This window comes from Bacteroidota bacterium, assembly GCA_035506275.1.
Taxonomy (GTDB): domain Bacteria; phylum Bacteroidota; class Ignavibacteria; order UBA10030; family UBA8401; genus JAGVPT01.
This window is the reverse complement of record DATJPT010000009.1, coordinates 186,088-211,471: the sequence shown is the minus strand read 5'-3', so window position 1 is coordinate 211,471 and position 25,384 is coordinate 186,088. Positions and strand designations below refer to the sequence as shown.

The following is a 25,384-nucleotide window of genomic DNA, read 5'->3' as shown; positions in this document are numbered from 1 at the left end:
TGTAAAATCATGACGGTACCGGAACCATTGCTTCCACGGAAACTTTTACCCGCTCCATCAGCCATTGCGGAGTCGAGGTTGCGCCGCTGATGCCGACGGTCTCGGCGCCGCTGAACCATTCCGGCTGCAATTCCTTCTCGTCCTCCACGAAATACGTTTTGGGATTCTCTTCTTTCGCTATTTCGTAGAGTACCTTTCCGTTCGAACTCTTTCTTCCCGCGACAAAGATCATCACGTCGTTTGCACGGGAGAATTCACGGAGTTTCTTGTCGCGTCCCGAAACCTGTCCGCATATCGTATCTTTTGCATGGAAATCGATCGCCATTTCTTCAAACGTGCCGACCTCGAACTCGGCTTTGATCCGCGATCTGATCTCATCCCGTATGCGGTAAAAGGTCGCCTTGTCCATCGTCGTCTGTGAAAAGAGAACGGTCTTTTTCGTCAGGTCGATCGTATCGATCTCTGGGATCGATTTTATGACAATAGCGGTGCCGTTTGTATGGCCCACCAGACCGATCACTTCAGCATGGTCTTTTTTGCCGAAAATGACGATCTGGTAGCCGTTATCGTAGAACTTCCTGATGCGTTCCTGCACTTTGGTTACGACGGGGCATGTCGCGTCGATCAACTCAATGCCAAGCTCCTTCGCCCGCCGGAACGTCTCCGGCGGCTCTCCATGCGCCCGGATCAGGACCTTCGCATCTTTGACGTTGTGCAGATCGCCGAGCGTGATCGTCGAAAGTCCTTGTTCCTCAAGCCGTTCGATCTCGACCGGATTGTGAATGATGTCGCCCAGCGAGTAGAGCTTTTTCGATTCCTGCAATTCCTGCTCTGCGATTTCGATCGTTCGGACAACGCCCCAGCAAAACCCTGAATTCTGGTCCACCGTCACTTTCAACGCAATTTCTCCTTTGCCTTCTGCACGATGAATTCTACTTGTTCCTCTATGCTGAGGGTGGTCGTATCGAGCGTGACCGCATCGGAAGCCTTCGTCAGCGGGCTGATCGCCCTGCTGGAGTCCTTGTTGTCCCGTTCCGCGATCTCTCGTTCCAGCTCGTCGACTTCTTTTGTAATTCCCTTTGCCGCCAATTCCTTGCTGCGCCGGACCGCCCGCTCACGCGGCTGCGCGACCATGTAAATTTTCACGTCAGCCTTCGGAAATACGACGCTTCCGATATCCCTTCCTTCAAGAACGATCGCCCCCCGCTTTCCCATTTCCCGCTGTTCGTGCACCATCAACTGGCGAACCTCGGGGACCATGCTCACCGCGCTGACGGCCTTCGTGACTTCGGCCGATCTGATCTTCTCGGTGACATCAACGCCGTCGAGTTCAACTCTGTACGCGCCGTCCACAGAGACGAGCCGAATTCTGGTCGATGCTGCCAAGGCAGAGATCTTTGCGGCGTTATCGGGGTCGATTCCCGCTTCGATCACCTTCAGCGTCATCGCGCGATACATTGCCCCGGTATCGACATGCAAATATCCGAGCTTCGCTGCGACAAGCTTCGCCGTCGTGCTTTTGCCGGAAGCTGCCGGCCCGTCGATGGCAATAATGAGGGGCTTCAAATTTCCAGAATTCTGTATGAGTATGAAATATACTTCTTTTCTAAAACGGAGGCAACTAATTTTTGCCCCAAAAATGGCGTGGAAATTGCTTGATTCAAAAGGTTTTCCCGTTTACTTTGTCGTCATCATGAGAAAACTGACGCACGAAGAGATTGCGTTGAAACGGACTCCTCTCGAGAGAATTTCCGCCCGTCCTCGCTTGCCGATCTATGCGATGGCCGAGAACGTCCGAAGCTTATACAACGTCGGCTCCATTTTTCGAAGCTCCGACGGCGCATTGGTTCAGAGACTTTTCCTCGCCGGCTTCACTCCGTCCCCACCAAGAAAAGAGATCGACAAGACCGCCCTCGGAGCGACGGAGACCGTTCCTTGGGAGTTCCGCAAGAATCCCGTGGAGATCATTCACCGGCTGAAGAATGAGGGAGTAAAAATCTGCGCCCTCGAACTGGCAGCGGAAAGCAAGCCCTATTTCAAGTTGACGAAGAAAGATTTTCCGCTGTGTCTCGTCGTGGGCAACGAAATCACCGGCGTCTCAAACGAGATCATGCAGGAAGCGGACATGGCCGTCGAAATCCCGATGTTCGGCAACAAGCAATCCCTCAACGTCGCCGTCGCGTTCGGCATCGTCGTGTACGACTGCGTCCGAATTCTGACGCCGGATGCATGACGTTACGCAAGAGTAAAGAAGTCTGCTTTCTCCAGCGTGTGAATTCTGACAACGCCCGCCCGGACGAGCGTCGTCAGAATTCGCGACGCCCTCCTGTCCGACACGTTGATCAAATGTGCGTACTCTTTTACCGTAATACGTTCGCTTGTCTCGAGGTATTCGAACAGGCGCCTCTCGTTGCCCCCGATTGAGATTTTCAGCGGCTCCCGGTCGCTCCTTTCATCACGCAACACTTTGATCACCTCTCTGCTGGCGAGAACGGTCTTATCATTGACGCGGATGAAGACTTTGTTTTCTTCGCCGTCTTCGCGGCTGAGAAAGTAATGAGGCTTGTCGTCGCTCTCCTCCACCGAGGCGGCAATGACGTCCTTGCTGTTGAACGGGACGATCGCGATCGCCGGCGCGATCGGAGGGTCGCAATACTGATTGCCGGCCAGGTCGATGAGGTCGAGCTCGGTTTTTTCGCTTTCGACGCCAACGATGGAACCGTCATCATCGACGCCGAACAGGATGGTTCCCCCCTTTGTGTTCGCAAAAGCGATCAACGCGCGGGCAATTTTCTCCGCGGATGAGATTTTCCGCTTGAACTCCACCTGGGCGCCTTCCCCTCCTTCGATCATTTCCTTGATATCGTGTGCCTGCATTTAGTATCCTCGCGCTGTCATTCGCTCCAGTATGAGTGATGCCCGCTTTTCAACGTATGCGGATGATTGAGTAGGTTGATGGCGCAGCGGACTTGGGATCACCGCTGCCAGCCTGGCTGCTTCCTCGCGCGACAGATCCGCGGCCGGCTTTCCAAAATATTTTCTTGCGGCGGCTTCAACGCCGAAAATGCCGTTGCCCCACTCGACGATGTTCAAGTAGATCTCGAGGATCCGTTCTTTGGAAAGGAGCCTCTCCATACGGAGCGTAATGATCAGCTCTTGTAGCTTGCGCAACGGGTTCTTCGACGTTGAAAGGAAGAGGTTCTTCGCAAGCTGCTGTGAAATGGTACTCGCCCCGCGGGCTGCCCGGCCTTCTTCGAGGTTCTTTTCGATCGACTCTTCAACTTCATACCAATCGACTCCGCCGTTCTCGTAAAACGTTCCGTCCTCGGACACGATCACAGCATGGGCAATGTTCGGAGAGATACGATTGAGCGGAACCCAGGTCTGCTGCACATGAAACGGCTTTCCCGCTTTCGCGGCTTCTTCTTCGCGTTGCCTCATCAGCGCGGTCCTTTGCGGGTTCGATGTTTCAAGCTTTTGCAGGCTGTTGTTCGGGAGGGAGAGATATTCCAACGAGAAAAAGAGACCGATCCCGTACACCACGCTTTGCGCCGGATGACGGCGGCACCATGCTGTGACGGAGCCGAGGTTCTCAAAGAATGATCTTCGAATCTGAACAAACTTCACGCCGCAACGATCCCTTTAACAGCCGATAGAATGTTTGGTCTGGTCGAGAAAGCTCTGGAGGATGATCGCCGATGCCATGGCGTCGATTTTCCCTTTGTCGGTCCGCCGCTGCTTTTTCGTCGTACCCATTTGAATCAACGTCTGCTTCGCTATTGACGTCGTAAAACGTTCATCCAGCGTAACAACTTCAACCGCGATTTTTTCCTTAAGCGTTCGAATAAATCGATCGACTTCACCGGCTTTCACCCCCTTCTCGCCTTTCAACGTATACGGCATACCGACGACGATGATGCCGACGTCGTATGCTGTCACCAGCGATGCAATGGATTGAATCACCGACGGTTTATTCGCGTACGTCCCGACGCTCTGTGCGATAATTCTTAGAGGATCGCTCACCGCAATGCCAATTCTTGCGCTGCCGTAATCGATCCCGAGGATTCTTTTATCCATTGGTCTCTTCAAACCGCTCGACTTTTGTGATCCCCTTCAGCCGCTTCAGCCGATCGACGATACCGGTGAGATGCTCGGTGTTTTTGACGTAGAGAATGAACTGTCCGTCGAAAAGAGAATCCTTCGTTGCGATATTGACGCTCCGAATATTCGTATTATTGTACGTCGATATGGCGTGGGTGATCTCGTTGAGCAAACCGGAGCGATCCTGCCCGGACAGCTTCACTCCGACGATAAAATCCGCATCTCCCGTGGGGGGCCACGAAACTTCGACGATGCGCTCTTCGTCATTCAAACGCATCGACGCGACATTTCTGCAGTCTTTGCGGTGGATCTTCAACCCCTCGCCGGTCGTGATGAACCCAACGATCTCGTCTCCGGGGATCGGATTGCAGCACTTGGCGTAATTGTGCATGAAGTTGTCGTTGGCGCCGAACAGCGATATGCCGCTTGTAATGCTCCTCGCGCTCTTTACAAAGCGGTCGAAGAGCTGCGACGGACCGTTTTCCTTCAGCTGTTCCTGTTCGGATGCCGGGCGTTTGGTCTTTTCAAGCAGCAGTCCGATCATGGCGTCCGGGTCGACCGCTTGTGTCGTGATCCCGAGGTAGAAATCCTGGGTGTTGTTGATCCGCTGGAGGTGGACAAACTTCGTCAGCTCGTCGTCGTTGACGTGGAGCTTGGCCTTCTTGATCTTTTTTTCCCAGAGGTCTTTCCCTTCTTCGATATGCCGTCGCTCTTCTTCTTTGATCCAATGCCGGACCGCTGACTTCGCTTTGTGGGTAACGGCAAATTTCTCCCAGTCGGCGTTGGGCGTCTGTTTCTTCGACGTGATAATTTCAACCTGGTCGCCGCTCTGAAGGATCGTGTTCAACGGGACGATGCGGCCATTGACCTTCGCCCCGATCGTATGGAAGCCGACATTCGAGTGAATTTCGAAGCCAAAGTCGATCGGCGTCGCCCCTTTCGGCAGGATCTTGAGGTCGCCTTTCGGCGTGAAGACATAGATCTCATCCTGGTACAGATTCAGCTTGAAGCTTTCCATCAGCTCCTTTGGAGTATCGTCGGTGCGCTGGTCGAAAATTTCACGGACCCAATTCACCCAGTTCTCCAGTTCCTTGTCGAGCGTTGCGACATTCTCCTTATACATCCAGTGAGCCGCGACGCCTCGTTCGGCAATTTCATGCATCGCTTTTGTGCGGATCTGTACTTCGACCATCTTCCCTTCCGGGCCGATGACGGTGGTATGCAGCGACTGATAGCCGTTCTTTTTGGGGATCGAAATATAGTTTTTGAATCGTTCGGCCACCGGTTTGTAGATCTCCGAGACAATGCCGTAAACGGAGAAGCATTTGTTGTCGTCGGTGGTATCCAAAATGATGCGAACGGCGAACATATCGTAAATCTCGTCGAGAGGCTTGTTCCGCTTCATCATTTTATTGTAGATGCTGTATAAGTGCTTCGGCCGCCCTTCGATCTCGAAAGCGAATCCCCCGTCCTTCAGATGGGTTTCAATGGGAACGGTGAATTTGCGGATGTAATGCTCACGTTCGCGGCGCTTCGCTTTGATGGCATGGACGATTTCTTCGTACTCCTTTCGGTGGAGATGCTTGAATGCCAGGTCTTCGAGCTCCCATTTGATTTTTGCCAGGCCGAACCGGTGAGCAAACGGAGCATAAATGTCCAGAGTTTCTTTCGCCAGCCGCTGCTGCTTTTCAAGAGGAAGGTATTCCAGCGTGCGCATGTTGTGAAGCCGATCGGCGAACTTCACGATCATCACGCGGATGTCGTTGACCATGGAGAGAAGGAGCTTGCGGTAGCTTTCCGCCTGGGTGATCTCGTGGCTCCGGAATATATCGGTGATCTTCGTCGTCCCGTCCACGATATCGGCGATCGTGTCTCCAAATTCTTCACGGATATCCTTGATGCCAAAGTCGGTATCCTCGGCCACGTCGTGCAGGAGCGCACACGCCACCGATACATCGTCCAGAGCGATTTCTTTTGCCACCACAGTTGCAACTTCATACGGATGGTAAAAATACGGTTCGCCCGACGCACGGATGTCGTGCTTGTGCGCCTCGAGGCTTAGCTCAAATGCCCGCGTGATGAGGTCCTCATTCACCGAGCGAAGATTCTTCCTGCAAATGACGAGCAGGTCATCGAGCTTTTTCTTGTACTTTGGCTGAACCATTCGTAATTAAACTGCAAGATCTGTGAGAAGACATTCTGAAATTCAAAAGATTAACCAAATATTAAGAATGAAATATTAAAAGCTATCAGATTCTCATGATAACGTTTTGCTGTCCATTGTTGATTGCTTACTGTTTACTGTCCACTGTTAGCGCTTCTTTTGCGCTCTGCATCAATTCCTTCGCCGCGTTGATTTTCTTCCCGAGATCGCGCCTCGTCTTTCCGACCTGGCTTTCATACTGAAGAATCAGCCGACACTCATCGATCACAGTTTCGTATCGGCGCTCGCCAATTGCGTATTGCGCGAGTTTCAAACGGCAGGCCGCTTCGCAATACGGGTTGCGGACCGGCGCTTTCATAACGCTCGCCAACATGCGCTCCGCCGCAGCTTTCATTGCCGCAGTATCCTGTTGAGGCATCCTCTCGACGATCCCCATCAGCGACCAGAGAAAAGAACGGTTCTCCGGGTACAGCGCAAGTCCTTTCTCAACAACAGCCAGGGCGTCATCATAGTTCTTTTCTTCGATGTACACCTCGGCAAGGCTGTTCAAAGCGACAAATCTTTCGAACATTCCTTTCTCTGCCGCTGCCAGGAGAAGATCAATCCCTTCCTTCTCTTTGTTGCTGATAAAAGGAAGCCAGGATAAGAACTCCGTCTTTTTGCTTCGCCAATAGTAATAGGTCCCGAGGCCGCTCATCGCATCATAGAATTTAGGGTTGCGCTCGAGGCATCGCTCAAACATTTTGGCTGCGTTCGTCCCGTCAATAATAACGCTCGGCCAGCTGCCGTTCTCCGATTCTGAAAACGCGCGATACGAAAGCGCCGTTCCGGCATAATAGTATCCCCAATCCGAAGAATCTTTTTTTTCGATCATCGCCTCTGCCAAAGCCTCCCCTTTTGCAAGGAGCGAATCAAAAAGACCCTGGTCAAACGTGTCTTCATAATCGGAATATTGCGCCTCCATCATGCCTGCGAGATATAAATATCCTGCCGGATTTTCGGGATGATCGTTGATCGCGGTTTGGAAGAGTAAATGTGCTTGAGGATAATCCTGCTTGAGCGTCAAGTCGATTCCTTGCAACAGTATCCCGTTCAGCGTTTGCTCCTGTGCGGTCGATGCAAGATCCCATTCCGGCCGCATGAGGAACATCGCAAGCGATGCCAGGAAAGCAACCCGAACACTGCGTGATCCTGACCATCTGTTCTTCGAGAGGACAGTCATCATTCTGTGCCGAAAATTCTGTCTCCGGCGTCACCAAGCCCGGGAAGGATGTACCCTTTGGCATTAAGCGCCCGGTCAAGGCTTGCGCAGAAGATCTGAACGTCGGGATGATGTTTGACGACCATCCTGACCCCCGCCGGCGCCGCAACAAGACAAGCGATGCGGATGTTCTTTGCCCCCTTTCTTTTGAGGAATGATATTGCCGCCGTCGCGCTTCCTCCGGTTGCAAGCATCGGGTCGATAAGAATGACCAATGCCTTCGAAATTTCTTTCGGAAATTTAGAATAGTAATCGACCGGCTGGAGCGTTTTTTCATTCCGATAAAGGCCGACGTGGCCAACCCGAGCTTCCGGAAGGACATTCAGAAAACCTTCAACCATGCCGAGTCCCGCCCGTAGAACCGGCACTACCACGATCGGGTGTTTAAGAGAAAATCCCTTGGTCGTTTCCAGGGGCGTACGAACGGGAAATTCCTTCAGCTCAAAATCTTTCGTCACCTGAAACGCCATCATCCCTGCGATGCGTGAGAGGATATGGCGGAACTCATCGTTCGATGTTTTTACGTCGCGTAAAAATGTCACATCTCTCTGAATGAGCGGATGCTTGACTATAGTGAGGTTTTTCATTCGATGTTGTTCTGTGCTTTCTCTGCTCACCGCCTGGTTCTTTTCTCTGCTGGTTGGTCCCCGTCGAGCTTTTTCTTCATCTGCTCTGCGCTGATAATTATTCCATCCCAAAGCGGAGCGTACGGCGGTGTATAAATTAAATCAAAATGCTCGACATCGTCAATCGTCATGCCGTGGCGGATAGCGGCGGCTAACGTGTTGGCCCGAAGAATTGCGCCCTCTTCTCCGATAACATTTGCACCCAAAAGCCTGCGCGATTGCTTGTCGGCAACGAGCGTAAAATGGATCTCCTTTGCGTCCGGCATAATGCCGATCTTTGAACGGGCGTGGATCGTATTGACCACTGGGTCAAACGAAGCATCCTTTGCTTCTGTTGAGCTCAATCCGACATGCGCGACCTCTTTGTCAAAAGCTCTGACACCAATGGCCCTGAGTGTTCCCTTGAACGCAGCATTTCCCCCGGCGGCATTTTCACCGGCGACGCGTCCGGTTTTGCTTGCCGTCGTTGCCAGCGCAATATACATCGGCTTCTTGGTAACCACATTCTTCAGCTCGCAACAATCTCCGGCGGCGAAAACGCTTTCGGCGCCCAGGGCCCTCATTTTTTCATCCACCCGGATCCCCCCGAAGGGACCCAGTTGGATCCCGGCCGCGAGAGCGAGCCTCGATTCGGGTTTGACCCCGATCGCGATGACGACGATATCGGTCTCGATCGTCACGTTGCGCGTGCCAACGGCAACGACTGAACCTCGCGCGCCAACCCCGAGCCATTCGACCTTCGTATCTCCCATGAATGTGACGCCATGGCTTTCGATCTCCCCCATGATGTAGTTTCGCCCTTCGTCCTCAAACTTGGACATCGGCAATGAGGCATGATGGATCATCGTGACATCCATCCCCCGACGGACGAATGCGTCGGCCATTTCGAGGGCGACAAACCCTCCGCCGACGATCACCGCCCGCCGCGGCTTTTCCTGTCCGAGCATCGTGTTCAGTCCGTACGCCTCGTCGAGGTCTTTGATCACAAAAACATTTCTCGATCTTTCCCCCTCGAGCTGGAGTCGTTTCGGCGTCGAACCCGTGGCGATGATGAGCTTGTCGTACGCTTCGGTGTTCGTTTTGCCGGACCGAAGATCTCTCACCGTTATTTCTTTTCGGGAAGGAAGAATTTCTTCGACGGTGTGCAGCACCTTCGCAACAACTCCTTTTTCTTTTTCCATCCGTTCAGGGTCATAGACGACGAGTTTCTGCGGGTCGGCTATTTCGCCGGCGATGAAATAAGGGATCTCACAAATGCCGTACGAGATGTGTTCCCCCTGTTCATACAGCACAACCTCGGCGCCGGGGCTGACCCGCTTCGCCTTGGCTGCCGCGCTTGGACCAGCGGCCAATCCTCCGATGACAAGGATGCGCCGTTTCATCAATGCTTCCTCCTGAACTGGAGGGTGAGCGGGACGCCGACAAACCCCCAATGCTCGCGTATCTTGTTTTCGAGATAGCGTTTGTAATTGTCGCCGATCAGCGCCGGCTCGCTCGCAAAGAAGGTGAAGATCGGCGGCAGACTCTTCACCTGCGTTACGTAGTTGAGCTTCACATCCTTCCCCGTCTTTGTCGAAGGAGGGTAATGATGGATGTCGTCGAGGAGCATTTTGTTCAGCTCGCTCGTTCCGATGCGCTTCGATCGCTCAGCGTGAACAAGCTTTGCCAGCTCTATCACCCTAAAGACTCTCTGCTTGGTCTTGGCAGAAATGAACACGAACGGAATATAATCGTAGAGGCGGAGCTTGTCGCGGATCGCCTTCTCGAAGTTTTTGGCGGTTGCATTATCCTTGTCGGCCACTAGATCCCATTTATTCACTGCGATGACTGCTCCTCTATTCCGCTCGATCACAGACTGGACGATCATAAGGTCTTGTTTCTCAATTCTTTCACTGGCATCGAATAAAACCACTGCAACGTTGCAGCGCTCGATACTTTTCAGCGTCCGGACGGTGGAATAGAATTCGACGCTTTCGCGAATCCGTTTTTTTTTGATCAGTCCGGCGGTGTCGATCATGACGATCTCTTCGCCGAAGTGCTTTAGCACCGTGTCGATCGGATCGCGGGTGGTACCCGCAACCGGTGTGACGATCGTTCTTTCTTCGCCAATAATAGCATTCACCAATGATGATTTGCCGACGTTCGGTTTTCCGACGACTGCCAGCTTCAACCTGTCGTCATCCGATCTATCTTTACCGTCCGTGGAAATATTTTTGGTGATAATATCGAGGAAATCGCCGATCTGCCGCCCCCCTAATGCCGAAATGGGGGTCGGATCCCCCAAGCCGAGGGAATGAAATTCAGCAGCGTTTGTTTCGGAGGCAGCATTATCAATTTTGTTGACAGCCAGGATCACTTGCTTATTCGATTTGCGGAGGATCGAAGCGATCTCCCTGTCGACATGCGTTATCCCATCGTTCGCATCGACCACAAAAATGATCTCGTCCGCTTCTTCCATGGCAATCTTGGACTGCTCCCGAATTGCTTTTTCGAACACTTCTTCGGACTTCGGGACGAAACCCCCGGTGTCGATCAACGTAAATGTCTTGCCGCACCATTCGGCGTTGGCGTAATGGCGGTCCCGGGTCACACCGGGCTGGTCGTGAACGATCGCATCCTGCGAACCGACAATGCGGTTGAACAACGTAGACTTTCCTACATTGGGACGGCCGATGATAGCTATGAGATGATTGGGCATTTAGAGACGGCGGTTGTCATTGAACGGATCGGCCGGTGAAAAGGTAGTTCGGCGCATAGTGGCGGCGGCTTTCAGGTATATAATAGCAAAAAGACCGAAGACTTTCAACGAAGATCGGCCTGGAAGGATCGCCGAGTGCCGCACAGCGGATTGACCCCTTTGGTTTGCATTTTCCTTAAAAGCTTTTTAAGTTGATCTTGTAGGAGATGGTACTCTTTTTGCCTTCGAATCCTCGACCCATTTTGCGCATTGCAGAACGCCAAAATCTCGTATCCATGGGCGATTAAAAAATGAAAGTTACCTACATATTCGTTTACGGTTTTATTATCGGAGGCATCTGTTTCTTTCTCGGTTTTGTCGGCCCGATCGTCCTTACACCTGACGCGAACCAGGGGCCATTGCTTGGAATTTTCATCACCGGGCCGCTCGGTTTCATCTTCGGTATCGCGGCCGGGCTATTTTTTTTCTTCAAGAGAGAACGCAATCCAAACTTCAAAGATCCCCTTCAGAAACTAATCGATAAATTCTGATCGCCAATGCCATGAAACGGTTTCTTATTACCATACTTCTCAGTGTGGCCGGGTCTTTTTCTCTGTTTCCTCAACAGCTTACAGTGGCGGTCGAAGGGACCGGCAATCCCATTCCATCCGCAACGGTACGGTTATTGGAATTAGAGCGAATTGCCCGTACCGATGCATCGGGACGTGCTGTTTTTCAAAATGTGCCCCGAGGGCCCGTAAAAATTTTTGTTCGGGTTCTCGGATATGCATCGGCAGCACAAACGGTCACGATAGATAGCATGCAAACCGAAACGAACATCGTGCTTACGCCATCCACGATCGATATGGATGAGGTCGTCGTCTCCGCATCGCCCTTTGAACGCCCATCGGGTGAGCAGTACCAATCGGCAGAATCGAGGTCAATGATGGAACTGCGAGATCCTCCAGGTTCGACTTTTGCCGAAAAAATATCCGACATGGCCGGCGTCGCTGTTCGCGGCAACGGTTCGGCTCCGTCCCGCCCGATCCTTCGCGGTCTCTCGGACAACCGCGTTTTGGTCCTGGAGAACGGCCTGCGCAACGGCGACATTTCGACGTACGATCCGGCTCATGCAGTTCCCATCGACGCGCTGAGCATCTCGCAAATCGATGTCGTGCGCGGACCGGCAAGCATTCTCTACGGCCCTAGTACCATCGGCGGATTGGTGAATATCATAACCAATACGATCCCTCTTTCATCGATCAATCCGTTCTCGGGGAGGGTTTCCATCGAAGGGAACTCCGTAAGCGATGAGTATGCAGGGTATTTCGACGGGACATACTCAAGCAACGGGCAATCGCTCGCCGTCTCGGCGGGGGGACTTCATTCACAGAACATTCATATTCCGGCCGGCGACTACGCCGATCCGGCAAGCGGTCAAATATTTTCCCTCGACCGCATGCCGCAGACATTTGACCATATGCAGGAAGGAAGCCTCGGCTATTCGCTGCAGGGGACTGAAGGAATGATCGGCGTCGGAGGGAAGCATTATGAGATGAATTACGGCATACCGGGCGTCCCGCCAAACCAGAATTGGATGAATGTCCCCCCTGCTACTTCTCGCATCGCGCAATATAAAAATTCCATTGAGCTGCAGAGCATTCTCCTTATCGACGGATCATTGATCAAGCAGGGAAAACTCTCGGCGGATTTCGTCGATTACAGGCATGCGGAATATCCGACCGCTGAAGATTCAACCGGCATCTCCGATCCGCAGGCAAATGAGTTCCATAAGCAGACGTTCAATGCGTCGCTTCAGCTGGAACAACAACAGTTAGGAAGGTTGCAAGGGGCCGTTGGGCTTTGGACAAACATCGAAAATCTGACGATCGAAGGGGAAATGCCTTTAGGGCCCAATTCGGTCACCACCGGCATTGCGGCATATGCGTACGAAGAATACCTTGCGGACGAAAATATCCGCCTGCAGGCCGGACTCCGTTTCGATGACAATCGCATTCACACAACGCCGTACGCGGCATCGAGTGATTCCGTCTTTCGATCGCTGAATGCCGCCCAGCTGTCAAACGCCGTGACGGCATCCGTCGGAGCTATCGAAAGAATCACCGACGCGCTGAAGGCTTCTCTAAGCATTGCACGCTCATTCCGTCCGCCGACGGTGCAGGAGCTCTTCGCCAACGGGCTCGATGCTGCAAGCGCCACCTATTCGAAAGGGGATGCCGGCCTCTCCCCCGAGACCGGATTGGGCATCGATGCCTCGCTGAAGGGGAGCTTCCCGGATTTTTCTTTTGAATTTTCTCCGTACGTGAATTTCATCAACCATTATATTTATGCGTTCCTGACGGGGGATACGGTAGAGGCCTTTCCGGTGCGGCAATTTTCTGCAACGGATGCCCGCCTTGAGGGATTCGAGGCGCTGGTTGCGGTCGAGCCTTTGCAAAGAATCGCTGTGAAAGCCAGCGTCGATTTTGTCAATGCGGAGGATACGCGAAATAATATTCCTCTCCCCTTCACCCCGCCGATGCGCGGTCTTTTAAGAATGAGTTACGACGGGGAAAAATATTCCGGCATGGTGGAATGGCGGCTGGCAGCCAGGCAAACACGGCTCGGCGACGGCGATACGCCCACCGCGGGGTACGGCGTCGTCAATATCGGGGGGGCTGTCCGTTTCATTCAGCAAGGTGCGGAACACATTGTGAGCGTGCATTGCGATAATCTCCTTAATCAGGTCTACCGGGACAACCTTTCTGTGATCAAAGACTTCGTGCCGCAGCCGGCCCGGGGCATACGCTGCAATTACGATATACTTTTTTGAACAACAGCCGAGGAGGCAGGGAATTACCGCATGAAGAATTTTCTTCCGTTGCTTGTGTTCATCTTCGCCGCAATTTTAGAAAGCGGCGGCGACGCGATCATTAGAAAGGGGCTCCAGAGCTCCGGCATCCTGACGATCGCAACAGGAATCCTCGTGCTTGGCTGCTACGGCCTGACGGTCAACAGTATAAAATCCGATTTTTCTAAGTTGATGGGAGTCTATATCGCCCTGTTTGCTGCCGTGAGCATCCTGATCGGCAAGTTCGCGTTCAAAGAGGTTATCCCCGCAACGACGTGGATCGGGTTGTCAGTCATCCTTCTCGGTGGAATGATCATTCAATTCGGATAATATGAACGCTGATCCATACAAGAACTTATTGAGGACACCTCTTTGACCAAAGGGCGACTGGAAGCATTCAGCGACGGCGTACTTGCGATTATCATCACCATCATGGTGCTTGAGCTTAAAATCCCGCTTGGAGCCGATCTCTCCGCGCTGATTCCCCTTGCACCGGTATTTCTCAGCTATACGCTGAGTTTCGTTTTTCTGGGAATTTACTGGAGCAATCATCATCATCTTCTTCAGGCAGTGAAGAATGTCGACGGCCGAGTTCTGTGGGCAAATTTACATCTGCTGTTCTGGTTATCACTCACTCCATTTGTCACGGGATGGATGGGTGAAAATCGGTTTGCCCCCGGACCGGTGGCGCTGTACGGCGTCATTCTCTTGTTTTCAGCGATCGCTTATTACATCCTGACACGCGCGCTGTTATCGATCCACGCTAAAGATTCCATCCTTGCCGCCGCGATCGGAAGCGATTTCAAGGGGAAAATTTCAGTCGTCATCTATGCTGCCGCGATCATTCTCTGCTCTGTCAACTCATGGATTTCTGGAGGATTGTATATCCTCGTCGCTATCATGTGGCTTGTTCCAGACCGGAGAATTGAGAGAAGACTTTTTCAATAGACGATCGAATCCCAATGAAAACATCATTCAACATTCGGAGAGCGAAGGCCGGTGACATCGAAGCGATCACCGCGATCTACAACGAGGCCATCCTCACAACCACGGCGACGTTCGACACGGAACCCAAAACCCTCGCGGAACGGATGACGTGGTTCAACGGCCACGATGAAAGACATCCGATCCTCGTTGCCGTCGTGGAGGGGAACGTCGTCGGCTGGGCGTCGCTGACCAAATGGTCGGACAGGCCGGCATACGACGGCACGGCTGAGACGTCTTTTTATGTGGATTCGAAATACCGGGGACGGGGCATCGGCCGCGCGCTCAAAGATGCCGTCATCGAGGAGGCACGGAAGCTTCATTTCCACACGCTGATCGCGCGCGTGGCGGACGGAAGCAGCGAGAGCATGCACTTGAATGAAGAAGCCGGTTTTGTCCTCGTCGGAACGATGAAAGAGGTAGGAAGAAAATTCGGAAAATTACTCGACGTGCATATTTTGCAGAAAATGCTCGATTAAGCCATTGCTCCTTACCGAACGTCCCTCAAGAATTCTTCGACAAACCTGCCGAGCTGTTCAAATTCGATGAGAAATGCGTCATGACCGAACGGGGAACTGATCTCTCGATAACGAGCGCGGGGGAGTTGCGAAGCAAGCTTTTTCTGTTCGCTGACAGGATATAAAATATCGGAATCGATGCCAACGCACAGCACTGGCACATTGACCGAGGATAAAACGTCTTCAATACTCCCCCGTCCATACCCTACGTCGTGAAGATCCATCGCCCGCGAGATGTAAATGTAGGTGTTGGCATCGAACCGGTCGACGAGTTTCTTCCCCTGGTACCTCAGGTAGCTTTCCACCTGGAATAGATTTTCCGGATCAAACCCCGTCCTTGTACCATGTCCGTTGGACTTGATCCTTTCCCTGTGGAAGCGTTCCAGAAACGACGCCTCGCTCCGATAGGACACCATCGCAACCTGGCGGGCAAGCGATAGACCTTTTTCAGGCTGACCATGGTTGTAATAGTCGCCCTGGCGCCACTCGGGGTCATTCATGATCGCCTGGCGTGCGATTCCGTTCAATCCTATGCACCAGGGAGAATGCGCGCTCGCCGTAGCGATCGGGATCAGTGAACGAACGAAACCGGGATACATTACCCCCCACTCCAGTGCCTGCATCCCTCCGAGCGAACCTCCAATGATCGTTCTGAGCTGCCGCACGCCGAGAAAATCGGCCAGTGCCTTTTGAACGCGGACCATATCGCGGATCGTCATTTGGGGGAACGACATTCCGTACGGCCTCCCGGTACGAGGATCCGGCGAGACCGGCCCGGTCGTTCCGTAGCATCCTCCGAGAAAATTTGAGCAGACGACGAAATACTTCTGCGTATCGAGCGTTTTTCCCTCGCCGATAAACGAATCCCACCATCCCGCGCTTTTCGCGTCCCCCGACAGGAAGCCGGCCGCGTGTGCGCTCCCGGTCAATGCGTGGCAGACGAGGATCGCGTTATCCCCGGCGTCGTTCAATTCGCCATACGTTTCATACGCCACAGTGACGGGCGCCAGCTTTTCTCCGCACTCCGTTTCAAGTGGATTGTTCCCGGAGAAGAGCTGCACGTCCTTTGTCGCGACGATATGTTCCGTAAGGGTTGTCATGATCATTGTGCCGGAGTGTTTTCCCCTCCTGAGCGAGGAGGGGAAAACAGAAAAGACCCGGCGGTACCTCTTATGCGTGGACCGGTGTTTTAACGGCGCGAAGAGCTTCATCGAAGTCTTCAAGAATGTCGTCGATGTGTTCGATGCCGACAGACACCCGGATAAGCTCGGGCGTCACGCCCGAATCGCGCTGCTCTTTTTCAGAAAGCTGCTGATGTGTCGTGGACGCGGGATGGATGACGAGCGTCTTTGCATCGCCGACATTCGCCAGCAAACTTGAGAGCTTGACGTTGTTGATGAACGCCTTTCCCGCCTCGATGCCTCCTTTGATGCCGAAGACGATGATCGACCCGAACAAGCCCGATCGCAAATATTTTTTTGCGCTCGCGTGTGAGGGATGGTTCGGAAGCCCCGGATACGAGACCCAATCGACCTGAGGATGCCGTTCCAGCCATTGGGCGACCTTCAGTGCATTCTCATTGTGGCGTTCGACGCGAAGCGAGAGCGTTTCCAATCCCTGCAGGAACAGGAATGAATTAAACGGGCTCAAGCAAGGACCGATATCGCGAAGCCCTTCAACGCGCGCACGAATGGCGAAGGCGATATTTCCGAACGGACCACCCGAACCAAAAACATCCCAGAATTTCAGTCCATGGTATCCCGGGCTCGGCTCGGTGAAGATCGGGAACTTGCCGTTTCCCCAGTTGAATTTTCCCGAGTCGACGATCACGCCGCCGATCGAGGTGCCGTGTCCGCCGATCCATTTTGTCGCGGAGTGGACAATGATATCCGCGCCGTACTTGAACGGCTGCACAAGATAGCCGCCCGCGCCGAACGTGTTATCGACGATAAGCGGGATGTTGTTTTCGTGGGCCACTTTTGCGATCGCCTCGAAATCGGGGATATTCAAGCGCGGATTGCCGATCGACTCGATGTAAATCGCCTTCGTCTTGTTGTCGATCAGTTTGCGAAAATCCTCCGGCTTGTCTCCCTCGACGAATTTTACGCCGATGCCGAGCCGCGGAAAGGTCACCTTGAACTGGTTGTATGTTCCGCCGTAAAGATTGCTCGTCGAAATAATATTTTCGCCTGCCTGAGCGATCGTTGAAATAGCGAGGAACTGTGCCGCCTGGCCCGAGGACGTCGCGAGTGCCGCGGCTCCTCCTTCGAGAGCGGCGATACGCTCTTCAAAAACGGCCGTCGTCGGGTTCATGATACGGGTATAGATGTTGCCGAATTCCTGCAGACCGAACAGAGCTGCGGCATGCCCCGCATCGTTGAAATTGTATGACGTTGTTTGATACAGCGGTACCGCACGCGATTTTGTCGTCGGGTCGGGCGACTGGCCTGCGTGCAGTTGAAGGGTTTCAAACCGATAGTGCCGAGCTTTTCCATTTGTTGCCATGCTGTTCTCCGGGAAATGATTGAGATAATTGTGAGTCACAAAGAACTGAATGTTCTTCGGACTAGTTAATATTCAGTGCGATGTGCAGCGAAGAAATTAAACAGCGGATGGGCGACAACAGAGGAAGTTACCGACGAAGTACGCAGACAAATGCTCAAGCACCGGTCTGCAGGCATAGAAAAGATGTAGATTGAAAACGTTCATGGATGACTATAAATGAAAAAACCTCTTTCGAAGATGATCAAAAGAGGTTAACACGACGTACTGCTCTTTCGTTCATCTTTCTTCCGAACTCATTGCTCGGAACAGAAATTAGCACCTGTCGATCCGCCGTTGACGGATCCGGTTGCTGTGGCTTCGCAGGGTCTGTCCCTCCGCCACTCTTGATGAAGACTACGTTGTCAAAGAAACTACTGCAAGTAATATACGATAATTTCACGCGTTGTCAAGTACCCCCCTGCTCTTTTTCAATACAGCTCTCTGTTCAGGTCTATTTTGCGTGTTTTTTTCAATTTGCTCCTCCCCTTTTTCCGAGAAATGCGTTCTTCCTGAGCGCTCTTTGTCGCCCCCGTTGGAGTTCGTTTCTTTGCCTTCGTCACGGCGCTCGAAAGCAGGGAAATGAATCTTTCCACTGCATCTTCCCTATTTTTCCATTGGCTTCGGGATCCCTGAGAGACGACGCGCAGCCGCCCCTCAGAATCAAGTTTTGACCGGAGTTTCCGGAGGAGTGTCTCTTTTGTCTCCCGGTCAAAAGAGGATGAAGTCACGTCAAAAATCAACTCGACGCGCGTGGCGACCTTGTTGACATTCTGCCCCCCCGGTCCGCCGCTCCGTGAAAAGCGAAAACGCAAATCCGAAAAAGGGATTCTGATCTTATCGCCGATGACGATAGTTTCCATTGATCACATCAAATAAAAAACCGCTGCAAACAATCTGTTCACAGCGGGGGAAAAAGATTTGCCGGCTCGTTTGGGGAGCCCTCAACGCGGCTTAAGGATGAGCGCTGCGTGTTATTCGAGCGTAAGGGCATCCTTCTGCCCGATGTAACTCACCACGTCCTCACCGCCGTCAACTCCGATCACGTTGCCCGATATAAAATACGCATCGTCATGACTGAGGAGCGCAATGGCCCTTGCCACGTCTTCCGGGGTCGTGTTTCTCATCGCCGGGCTTTTCGCCTGGGCGACCTTCAGCATCATGAGCGCCCCGGGAATTTTTCTTAACGCTGCGGTATCGGTGACGCCGGCCAGGATAGCATTGCACGTGATCCCGTACGGGCCCAGGTCATGCGTCAGCTGACGAATGTACGATTCAAGCGCAGCTTTGGCGGCCGACACCGCCCCGTAATTCGGCAGCTGCGAATGCCCGCCCGAGCTTGTCATTGCAAAAACATGGGCTCCTTTCTTCAACAATCCTCCATTGAAGGCAGACTGCGTCCAATAGACCAGCGAATTGGCCATCACATCCATCGTCATTTCGACCTGCGCCTGCGTCATTTGTTCCTTTTCGTCTTTGCACACCAGGGGGCGAAGCGTCCCAAACGCCAGACTGTGCATCAGGACCCTGAGATTGGATTCCGGATGTTTGTGGAATTCTTTTTTCAACCCGTCGATCACTTCCTTTCTCTTTTCCGGGTCGGATGCGTTGACGTTGAAAAAGAGCGACTGCACCCCCTGCGCATCGACTTCCTTTTTGACTTTTTCCGCATTGGGAAGGGTGATCGCGCGGTCGAAATGAACGCCGCAGATATTCATCCCGTGACGGGCAAGCTCAACCGCAGTCGCTCCTCCGAACCCGCTCGACGCGCCGAGGATCAGCGCCCAATCCGTTTTCTTGAATTTATAGTCGCTGGACACGTTACACCTTTACTGATAGTGAATGAAACGACGAAAATGTCTTATGACGCGCCGCTCGGGCGGGACGGTCACTCGACCGTGACGCTTTTTGCCAAGTTCCTTGGCTGGTCGATATTGCATCCGCGCTTGACCGCAATGTAATACGCTAGAAGCTGAAGCGGGATGATGTTCACGATCGGCGAAAGAAGGTCGGCGGTGTGCGGCACGCGGATCACATGGTCGGCAAGCGATTCGATCGTCGTATCTCCTTCGTTCACAACCGCGATCACTCGTCCGCTCCGTGCTTTCACTTCCTGGATATTCGAAATGATCTTTTCGTACGTGCTGTCTTTCGAGGCAATCACAATGACCGGCATATTTTCATCGATCAAGGCGATAGGCCCATGCTTCATCTCAGCAGCCGGATACCCTTCTGCATGGATGTACGAAATCTCTTTAAGTTTAAGCGCCCCTTCGAGGGCAGCGGGAAAGTTGTAGCCTCTCCCCAAATAGAGGACGTTCACATTCTCCTTCAGCTCTTCGGCGATCTGTTCGATTGCGCTCGTATCGCGAAGGATCGACTCGACCTTGCCTGGAAGATCAAGCAGCGCCTGACCGATCTTCCTTCCGTCGGCCTCCGAAAGTCCGCGCTGACGGGCCACCATCAGGGTGATGAGCGATAGGACGACGAGCTGCGACGTGAACGCCTTGGTGGAAGCCACGCCGATCTCAGGCCCGGCATGGATATAGACGCCCCCCTGGCTTTCGCGTGCGATTGTGCTTCCGACAACATTGCAGATCCCAAAGACCGATGCCCCTTTTTGCTTCGCTTCGCGGAGCGCAGCGAGCGTGTCGGCGGTTTCGCCGCTTTGGCTGATAAGAAAGACGACGTCCCCCTTTTTAATAATTGCGTTGCGGTAACGGAACTCCGATGCGTATTCGACTTCGACGGGTATTTTGCCGTATTGCTCAAGCATATACTCCCCGACCAGTCCGGCATGCCACGAAGTACCGCAGGCAGTGATGATGATCCGCTGCGCATTTTCCAGGACGGGCATCACCTCGCTCAATCCGCTGAGCTTTGCGTTCCCTTCGTCCAGCAACACTCGTCCGCGCATGGCATTGCGGAGCGTTTCCGGCTGTTCCATAATCTCTTTGAGCATGAAATGCTCATACCCCCCCTTTTCGATCTCTTCGATGTCGATCGTGACCTGGTGGACCTCTTTCTCGATGTCGACGTTATCGATCGTCCGCGTCTCGAAGGAGTCTTTGGTGACTACGGCAATCTCCCCATCCTCAAGGTAAACGACGTTGCGGGTATACTGCACAATGGCGGCAGCATCGGAAGCGACGTAGTGCTCGCTTGATCCGATGCCGAGAAGGAGCGGGCTTCCCTTTCTCGCAGCGACAATCTTCCCCGGCTCCATGGCTGATACGACCGCGATACCATATGTCCCTTCAACCTGGCGAAGGGCAAGACGGACCGCGGTCGGCAGATCGCCGCTGTATTTTTTCATCTCTTCGACCAAATGGACGAGAACTTCCGTGTCGGTCGCCGATGAGAAGACGTGCCCCGTGCTCTCCAGCTTTTTGCGGATGGCAAGATAATTTTCGATGATGCCGTTGTGGATGAGGGCGATCTCTTTTGTGCAATCCGTATGAGGATGGGCGTTGACATCACTCGGCACCCCGTGCGTCGCCCACCGAGTGTGGCCGATACCGGCGGTCGTTTTCAGCGGCAACGGCCGGATTGATTTTTCCAGATCGGCGACTTTGCCGACCTTTTTGTAGATGTGCAGAGCGTTGTCCGCAAGGAGAGCCGCTCCGGCAGAGTCGTAGCCGCGGTATTCGAGCCGCTTCAGACTATCCAGGATGATCGGCAGTGGGTTCGCTCCGCCGACGTAGCCAATTATTCCGCACATAGTTTTTTCCCGATATTATCGAACGATTCCCAACACGCCCGCCATTCGCCCCGAAGCCTTTCCGTCGCGCCGGAATGAATGAAAGATCTCTGCTTCATGGATTGTGCAACCTGCATGTACTTCGATGTTTCCGGGTAGAATCCCTTCGGATACCAACTGATGCTGGTTGGCGGCTTTCAAATCGACCTTCCACCTTCCCGAATCGTCCTTCGTCAGAAACCGGCCGTCAAACTTCTCTGCGACCTCATCTCCAACCTGATAACAGCATTTTCCTGCCGCCGGTCCGACAAAAGCAAGGATGTTCTTCGGCTCTACTCCAAACTCGGCTTTCAGAAGGCCAACGGCATTCACGGCGATGCGCGAACTCGTACCTCGCCATCCTGCATGAACACCGGCGACGGTCTTTGTCAATGGATCAAAAAGGAAAATCGGAACACAATCCGCGACGCTCAGAACGATGAATACGCCATACTCACTCGTCGCCAGTCCGTCGCAATCTTCATAGCCGCCCCATGTCTTGACCGCGCGGACAGTGTTGGAATGGCATTGCATCGGAAATGCCAGTTCGTCGAGACCGATATGAAGAGCGCCGAAAAAACGCCTTCGATTTTCAATGACATTGATCTTGTCGTCTCCGACGTTGAAGCTTAAATTCATCCCCAATCCGCCCGGGCTGCATCCTCCCAGGCGCGTGCTCATGCCAAAAACTATTTGTCGGTGACGGGAAAAGGCTTCGGAGCGAATAATCTCCATGTGCCGTTAGTATCGTCAAAAATGGGATGAAAATCAAATTCCCTGCGATCGCTGAAGCCTGACTACACCTTCTGCAGTTCCCCGTGATTGAAAATTCCCACGGCACGCCCTTTCAAAGGTCGGCCGTTAAAGGGGGAATTTTTGGACTTAGATCGAAGGCCGCTGACATCGACTTTCCATTGCACTTTCGGGTCGATGAACGTGAAATTCGCTGGATTCCCCTCCCGAATTTCAATCGGCCGCTTGATGATCTTCCTGGGATTGGTCGAGAACTTTTCAATCATTTGAGAAAGAGAGATCACCTTCGGCTCAACAAGCTCGGTCATCGCAAGGCCGATCGCTGTTTCCAGCCCGACTATTCCAAACGGTGCCTGCAGATAATCGACGTCCTTCTCATCGAGCGAATGCGGTGCGTGGTCGGTGGCGATCACATCGACAGTGCCATCACGAAGGCCCTCTTTTATCGCTTCAACGTCACCTTTGGTCCGGAGGGGCGGGTTCATTTTGGTATTCGTGTCGAAGGAGCGGACCACGTCGTCTGTAAGAGTAAAGTGATGCGGCGTCACTTCGCATGTGACGGCGGCTCCTTTTTGTTTTGCTTCGCGGACCAATTTCACGGAGCCGGCAGTGCTCATATGAGCAACATGGTAACGGGAGCCGGTGTATTCCGTGAGGCGGATGTCCCGCGCGATCATGATTTCTTCTGCGATGGGAGGGATGCCCGGCAGACCAAGTTCCGTTGCGACGAACCCTTCATTCATCACGCCGCCGTGGACAAGCGATGGCTCTTCGCAATGCTGGATGACAGGAACATCAAACATCCCCGCATACTCGAGTGCACGGCGCATGATTTCCGCATCGAACACCGGCGCGCCGTCATCGCTGAGTCCGACCGCGCCGGCCTGGACAAGTTCGGCAATTGGCGACAGGTCTTTTCCTGCCCTCCCCTTCGTCACTGCGCCGACCGGATACACGTCGACGATCCCGTTATGAACAAGTTTCCCCCGTGAAATGATAAAATGAACGATCGATTCATCGTCGATAGCAGGGTTCGTGTTCGGCATACAGCAGACAGCCGTAAACCCGCCGTGAGCGGCCGAGAGTGTTCCCGTCTCTATTGTTTCCTTATGCTCGAAACCGGGTTCGCGCAGATGAACATGCATGTCCACAAAACCGGGAGCGACGATCTTTCCGCCCAGGTCGACCACTTCGGTTCCGGCCTGCGGGGCGATTGATGCTTTCATCGACTCGATGATTCCGTCGACGATGAAGAAATCCAGCGATGCATCGGATTCTGTTGCCGGATTGATGTATCGTCCGCCTTTCAAAAGAAATTTCTTTGCCATGAAGATCTCTGATTCTGGTGTGATGAAATCGTTTAGTTCACGGTCCCCAGGAGGTACAGGACCGACATTCTAACGGCAACGCCGTTCAGGACCTGCTCAAGGATCACGGAGTGGGGTCCGTCAGCGACATCGGCCGAAAGTTCTACGTCCCGGTTGATCGGCCCGGGATGCATGATGGTGATCGGATGGTCGATCTTATCGAGGCGCTCTTTTGTGACGCCGAAGAACCGATGGTACTCCCGAAGGGAGGGGAACAGTCCCCCGGATTGCCGTTCCATTTGGATCCGCAGGACGTTCAGTGCATCGACCCTGGGAAGAACGTCGTCGATACGATGGTACACTTCGACACCCAGCCTTTCGATCTCTTTAGGGATGAGCGTTGCCGGGCCGCAGACAGATACTTTTGCTCCCATCGTCCTTAACCCGTAAATATTCGACCTGGCGACCCTGCTGTGAGTGATATCTCCGACGATGCACACCCGCAGCCCTTCGAGCGCTCCGAATTTCTCTTTCAGCGTGTACATATCCAGAAGCGCTTGTGTCGGATGCTCATGACAGCCGTCCCCGGCGTTAAGCACTGCCGATTGCACGACACGGGTCAAAAAGTGAGGGGTGCCCGCCGAACTGTGGCGTATGACCACCATATCAATTTTCATCGCCTCAATGTTGCGCGCGGTATCCTTGAGCGTCTCCCCCTTGCTGACACTCGATCCCGACGCTGAAAAATTTACGACGTCAGCGGACAACCTCCGTTCGGCCAATTCGAACGATATCCTCGTCCGGGTCGAATTTTCAAAAAACAAGTTGACGATCGTCTTCCCCTGCAGCGTCGGCACTTTCTTGATGGGGCGATTCAATATTTCTTTGAACGAGACGGCGGTGTTGAGGATCAGTTCAATGTCGGCTTTCGGCGCTCCGTCGAGGCCGAGCAAATGCCGTGATGATAATCCCATGGATCTTCCTTCCTTGCTTTAAAGTTTGACCGGGCCCAGATACACAGCGTCTTCCCCGTCTGCTTCGGCCATCCGGACCTGAATTTCTTCATCCGCCGAAGTCGGCACATTCTTTCCGACGAAATCGGCTTTGATCGGGAGTTCCCGATGGCCGCGGTCCACGAGCACGGCGAGCTGGATCGAAGCAGGCCTGCCGATGTCCATCAGCGCGTTGAGCGCAGCGCGAACCGTCCGGCCGGTGAAGAGCACGTCGTCGACGAGAACGATGTCTTTCCCCGTAATGTCATACAGGATGTCGGTCGTATTCAGCCGGGGCTGGGATAATCTTCCCCTGAGATCGTCGCGGTACAGGGTGATGTCGAGCGTGCCGATCGGCGGCGCCACCTTTTCCATTTCGAGAACGGCGGCCGCAATACGCCGGGCAAGATATTCCCCTCTTGTCCTGATGCCGACGATGCCGAGCGACGCGGCGCCTCGGTTCCGCTCAACGATCTCATGAGAAAGGCGATTGACTGTGCGGGTGAAATTTTGGGCGTCGAGAATTGTCTTTTCTTCATTCATATGCGCTTTGACCGGGTGGGGTACAAAAAGAAGCCTCCGTCCACGGATGAACGGAGGCTTCTTGAAATACTGAGAAATTCTGATCGCTGACTTTCGACATTTCCTTTCCTACCTCTCAGGATAGAATTAAAGGATCCACTACTTGTTCAAATGTACAAAACTCTTATCTCCGAATCAATACCCGGCAGGGTATTGCGAGAAAATATCTTCCCGGACGTTCATCAGGTCCCGCAGGCATGAAGGTTTATTCCGATCATTTCCATTGATACCCCGACACTCCTTACCCGCCCCGCTCTTTATTTTGCAATCCAAGGTTTCCGATCCGGA

At 53.3% G+C, this 25,384-nt stretch carries 25 protein-coding genes and 1 riboswitch; of the genes, 6 read left to right on the top strand and 19 right to left on the bottom strand.

Translation table 11 applies throughout. The features are described 5' to 3' along the window. Window positions 1-7 precede the first annotated feature (7 nt). Together VMF88_08750 and cmk are read right to left on the bottom strand one after the other, a co-directional pair. The gene (locus tag VMF88_08750; protein HTY11149.1) at window positions 8-892 is read right to left on the bottom strand and encodes a 4-hydroxy-3-methylbut-2-enyl diphosphate reductase; all 885 of its coding nucleotides are present in this window, start codon (window positions 890-892) and stop codon (window positions 8-10) included. A 2-nt stretch (window positions 893-894) separates the two neighbouring features. Further along, window positions 895-1,566, bottom strand: a complete 672-nt coding sequence (gene cmk, locus VMF88_08745) for a (d)CMP kinase (GenBank protein HTY11148.1) — start codon at window positions 1,564-1,566, stop codon at window positions 895-897. An 85-nt stretch (window positions 1,567-1,651) separates the two neighbouring features. Between cmk and VMF88_08740 the strand changes: the two genes are divergently transcribed. Next, window positions 1,652-2,233 carry an RNA methyltransferase gene (locus VMF88_08740; GenBank protein ID HTY11147.1) on the top strand — a complete coding sequence of 194 codons (582 nt, stop codon included), beginning with the start codon at window positions 1,652-1,654 and terminating at the stop codon, window positions 2,231-2,233. A gap of 2 nt (window positions 2,234-2,235) precedes the next feature. Here the strand turns inward: VMF88_08740 and VMF88_08735 are convergent, their stop codons facing one another. From VMF88_08735 to der, 8 genes are all read right to left on the bottom strand, one after another. After that, the gene (locus tag VMF88_08735; GenBank protein HTY11146.1) at window positions 2,236-2,877 is read right to left on the bottom strand and encodes an ATP-binding protein; all 642 of its coding nucleotides are present in this window, start codon (window positions 2,875-2,877) and stop codon (window positions 2,236-2,238) included. Next, window positions 2,878-3,627, bottom strand: coding sequence for a monofunctional biosynthetic peptidoglycan transglycosylase (mtgA, locus tag VMF88_08730; protein HTY11145.1), 750 nt, complete (start codon window positions 3,625-3,627; stop codon window positions 2,878-2,880). Window positions 3,628-3,642: 15 nt separating this feature from the next. Beyond that, complete coding sequence (ruvX, locus tag VMF88_08725) at window positions 3,643-4,077, bottom strand: Holliday junction resolvase RuvX (GenBank protein HTY11144.1); 435 nt, start codon at window positions 4,075-4,077, stop codon at window positions 3,643-3,645. Next, complete coding sequence (locus VMF88_08720) at window positions 4,070-6,265, bottom strand: bifunctional (p)ppGpp synthetase/guanosine-3',5'-bis(diphosphate) 3'-pyrophosphohydrolase (protein HTY11143.1); 2,196 nt, start codon at window positions 6,263-6,265, stop codon at window positions 4,070-4,072. Before VMF88_08720 ends, ruvX begins: the two co-directional genes overlap by 8 nt. A 127-nt stretch (window positions 6,266-6,392) precedes the next feature. Further along, window positions 6,393-7,490, bottom strand: a complete 1,098-nt coding sequence (locus VMF88_08715; protein HTY11142.1) for a hypothetical protein — start codon at window positions 7,488-7,490, stop codon at window positions 6,393-6,395. Beyond that, a complete protein-coding gene (gene upp / locus VMF88_08710; protein ID HTY11141.1) occupies window positions 7,487-8,113 on the bottom strand; it encodes a uracil phosphoribosyltransferase in 627 nt (208 codons plus the stop codon). The genes VMF88_08715 and upp overlap by 4 nt, the downstream gene beginning before the upstream one ends. 26 nt (window positions 8,114-8,139) lie before the next feature. After that, entirely contained in the window at window positions 8,140-9,534 is a 1,395-nt protein-coding gene (locus tag VMF88_08705) for an FAD-dependent oxidoreductase (GenBank protein ID HTY11140.1), read from the bottom strand. Beyond that, window positions 9,534-10,850, bottom strand: coding sequence for a ribosome biogenesis GTPase Der (der, locus tag VMF88_08700; protein HTY11139.1), 1,317 nt, complete (start codon window positions 10,848-10,850; stop codon window positions 9,534-9,536). Before der ends, VMF88_08705 begins: the two co-directional genes overlap by 1 nt. Before the next feature lie 290 nt (window positions 10,851-11,140). Between der and VMF88_08695 the strand changes: the two genes are divergently transcribed. The 5 genes from VMF88_08695 to VMF88_08675 are packed head-to-tail and all read left to right on the top strand — an operon-like array spanning window position 11,141 to window position 15,143. Beyond that, the gene (locus VMF88_08695) at window positions 11,141-11,380 is read left to right on the top strand and encodes a hypothetical protein (protein ID HTY11138.1); all 240 of its coding nucleotides are present in this window, start codon (window positions 11,141-11,143) and stop codon (window positions 11,378-11,380) included. An 11-nt stretch (window positions 11,381-11,391) separates the two neighbouring features. Further along, window positions 11,392-13,662 carry a TonB-dependent receptor gene (locus VMF88_08690; protein HTY11137.1) on the top strand — a complete coding sequence of 757 codons (2,271 nt, stop codon included), beginning with the start codon at window positions 11,392-11,394 and terminating at the stop codon, window positions 13,660-13,662. Between the two features lie 30 nt (window positions 13,663-13,692). Further along, window positions 13,693-14,010 (top strand): hypothetical protein, encoded by a 318-nt coding sequence (locus VMF88_08685; GenBank protein HTY11136.1) that lies wholly within the window; start codon window positions 13,693-13,695, stop codon window positions 14,008-14,010. Between the two features lie 42 nt (window positions 14,011-14,052). After that, a complete protein-coding gene (locus VMF88_08680) occupies window positions 14,053-14,628 on the top strand; it encodes a TMEM175 family protein (GenBank protein HTY11135.1) in 576 nt (191 codons plus the stop codon). 14 nt (window positions 14,629-14,642) lie between these two features. Continuing rightward, window positions 14,643-15,143, top strand: a complete 501-nt coding sequence (locus VMF88_08675) for a GNAT family N-acetyltransferase (protein ID HTY11134.1) — start codon at window positions 14,643-14,645, stop codon at window positions 15,141-15,143. A gap of 11 nt (window positions 15,144-15,154) precedes the next feature. On the opposite strand, the gene metX is transcribed toward VMF88_08675, so the two are convergent. The 9 genes from metX to pyrR form a co-directional block, all read right to left on the bottom strand. Beyond that, entirely contained in the window at window positions 15,155-16,282 is a 1,128-nt protein-coding gene (gene metX / locus VMF88_08670; protein HTY11133.1) for a homoserine O-acetyltransferase, read from the bottom strand. Window positions 16,283-16,352: 70 nt separating this feature from the next. Then, window positions 16,353-17,687, bottom strand: a complete 1,335-nt coding sequence (locus VMF88_08665; GenBank protein ID HTY11132.1) for an O-acetylhomoserine aminocarboxypropyltransferase/cysteine synthase — start codon at window positions 17,685-17,687, stop codon at window positions 16,353-16,355. Between the two features lie 273 nt (window positions 17,688-17,960). Further along, window positions 17,961-18,080: riboswitch (SAM riboswitch) on the bottom strand. A gap of 74 nt (window positions 18,081-18,154) precedes the next feature. Further along, window positions 18,155-18,586: an alternative ribosome rescue aminoacyl-tRNA hydrolase ArfB gene (gene arfB / locus VMF88_08660; GenBank protein HTY11131.1), complete on the bottom strand. Its 432-nt coding sequence runs from the start codon at window positions 18,584-18,586 to the stop codon at window positions 18,155-18,157. A gap of 111 nt (window positions 18,587-18,697) precedes the next feature. Continuing rightward, entirely contained in the window at window positions 18,698-19,543 is an 846-nt protein-coding gene (locus VMF88_08655; GenBank protein HTY11130.1) for an SDR family oxidoreductase, read from the bottom strand. A 68-nt stretch (window positions 19,544-19,611) separates the two neighbouring features. Then, entirely contained in the window at window positions 19,612-21,444 is a 1,833-nt protein-coding gene (gene glmS, locus VMF88_08650; GenBank protein HTY11129.1) for a glutamine--fructose-6-phosphate transaminase (isomerizing), read from the bottom strand. Between the two features lie 15 nt (window positions 21,445-21,459). After that, entirely contained in the window at window positions 21,460-22,143 is a 684-nt protein-coding gene (gene pgeF / locus VMF88_08645) for a peptidoglycan editing factor PgeF (protein ID HTY11128.1), read from the bottom strand. Window positions 22,144-22,259: 116 nt separating this feature from the next. Then, on the bottom strand, window positions 22,260-23,543 hold the full coding sequence (locus VMF88_08640) for a dihydroorotase (GenBank protein ID HTY11127.1): 1,284 nt from the start codon (window positions 23,541-23,543) through the stop codon (window positions 22,260-22,262). Between the two features lie 32 nt (window positions 23,544-23,575). Then, window positions 23,576-24,496, bottom strand: a complete 921-nt coding sequence (locus VMF88_08635) for an aspartate carbamoyltransferase catalytic subunit (GenBank protein HTY11126.1) — start codon at window positions 24,494-24,496, stop codon at window positions 23,576-23,578. Window positions 24,497-24,514: 18 nt separating this feature from the next. Further along, the gene (gene pyrR / locus VMF88_08630) at window positions 24,515-25,057 is read right to left on the bottom strand and encodes a bifunctional pyr operon transcriptional regulator/uracil phosphoribosyltransferase PyrR (GenBank protein ID HTY11125.1); all 543 of its coding nucleotides are present in this window, start codon (window positions 25,055-25,057) and stop codon (window positions 24,515-24,517) included. Window positions 25,058-25,384 lie beyond the last annotated feature (327 nt).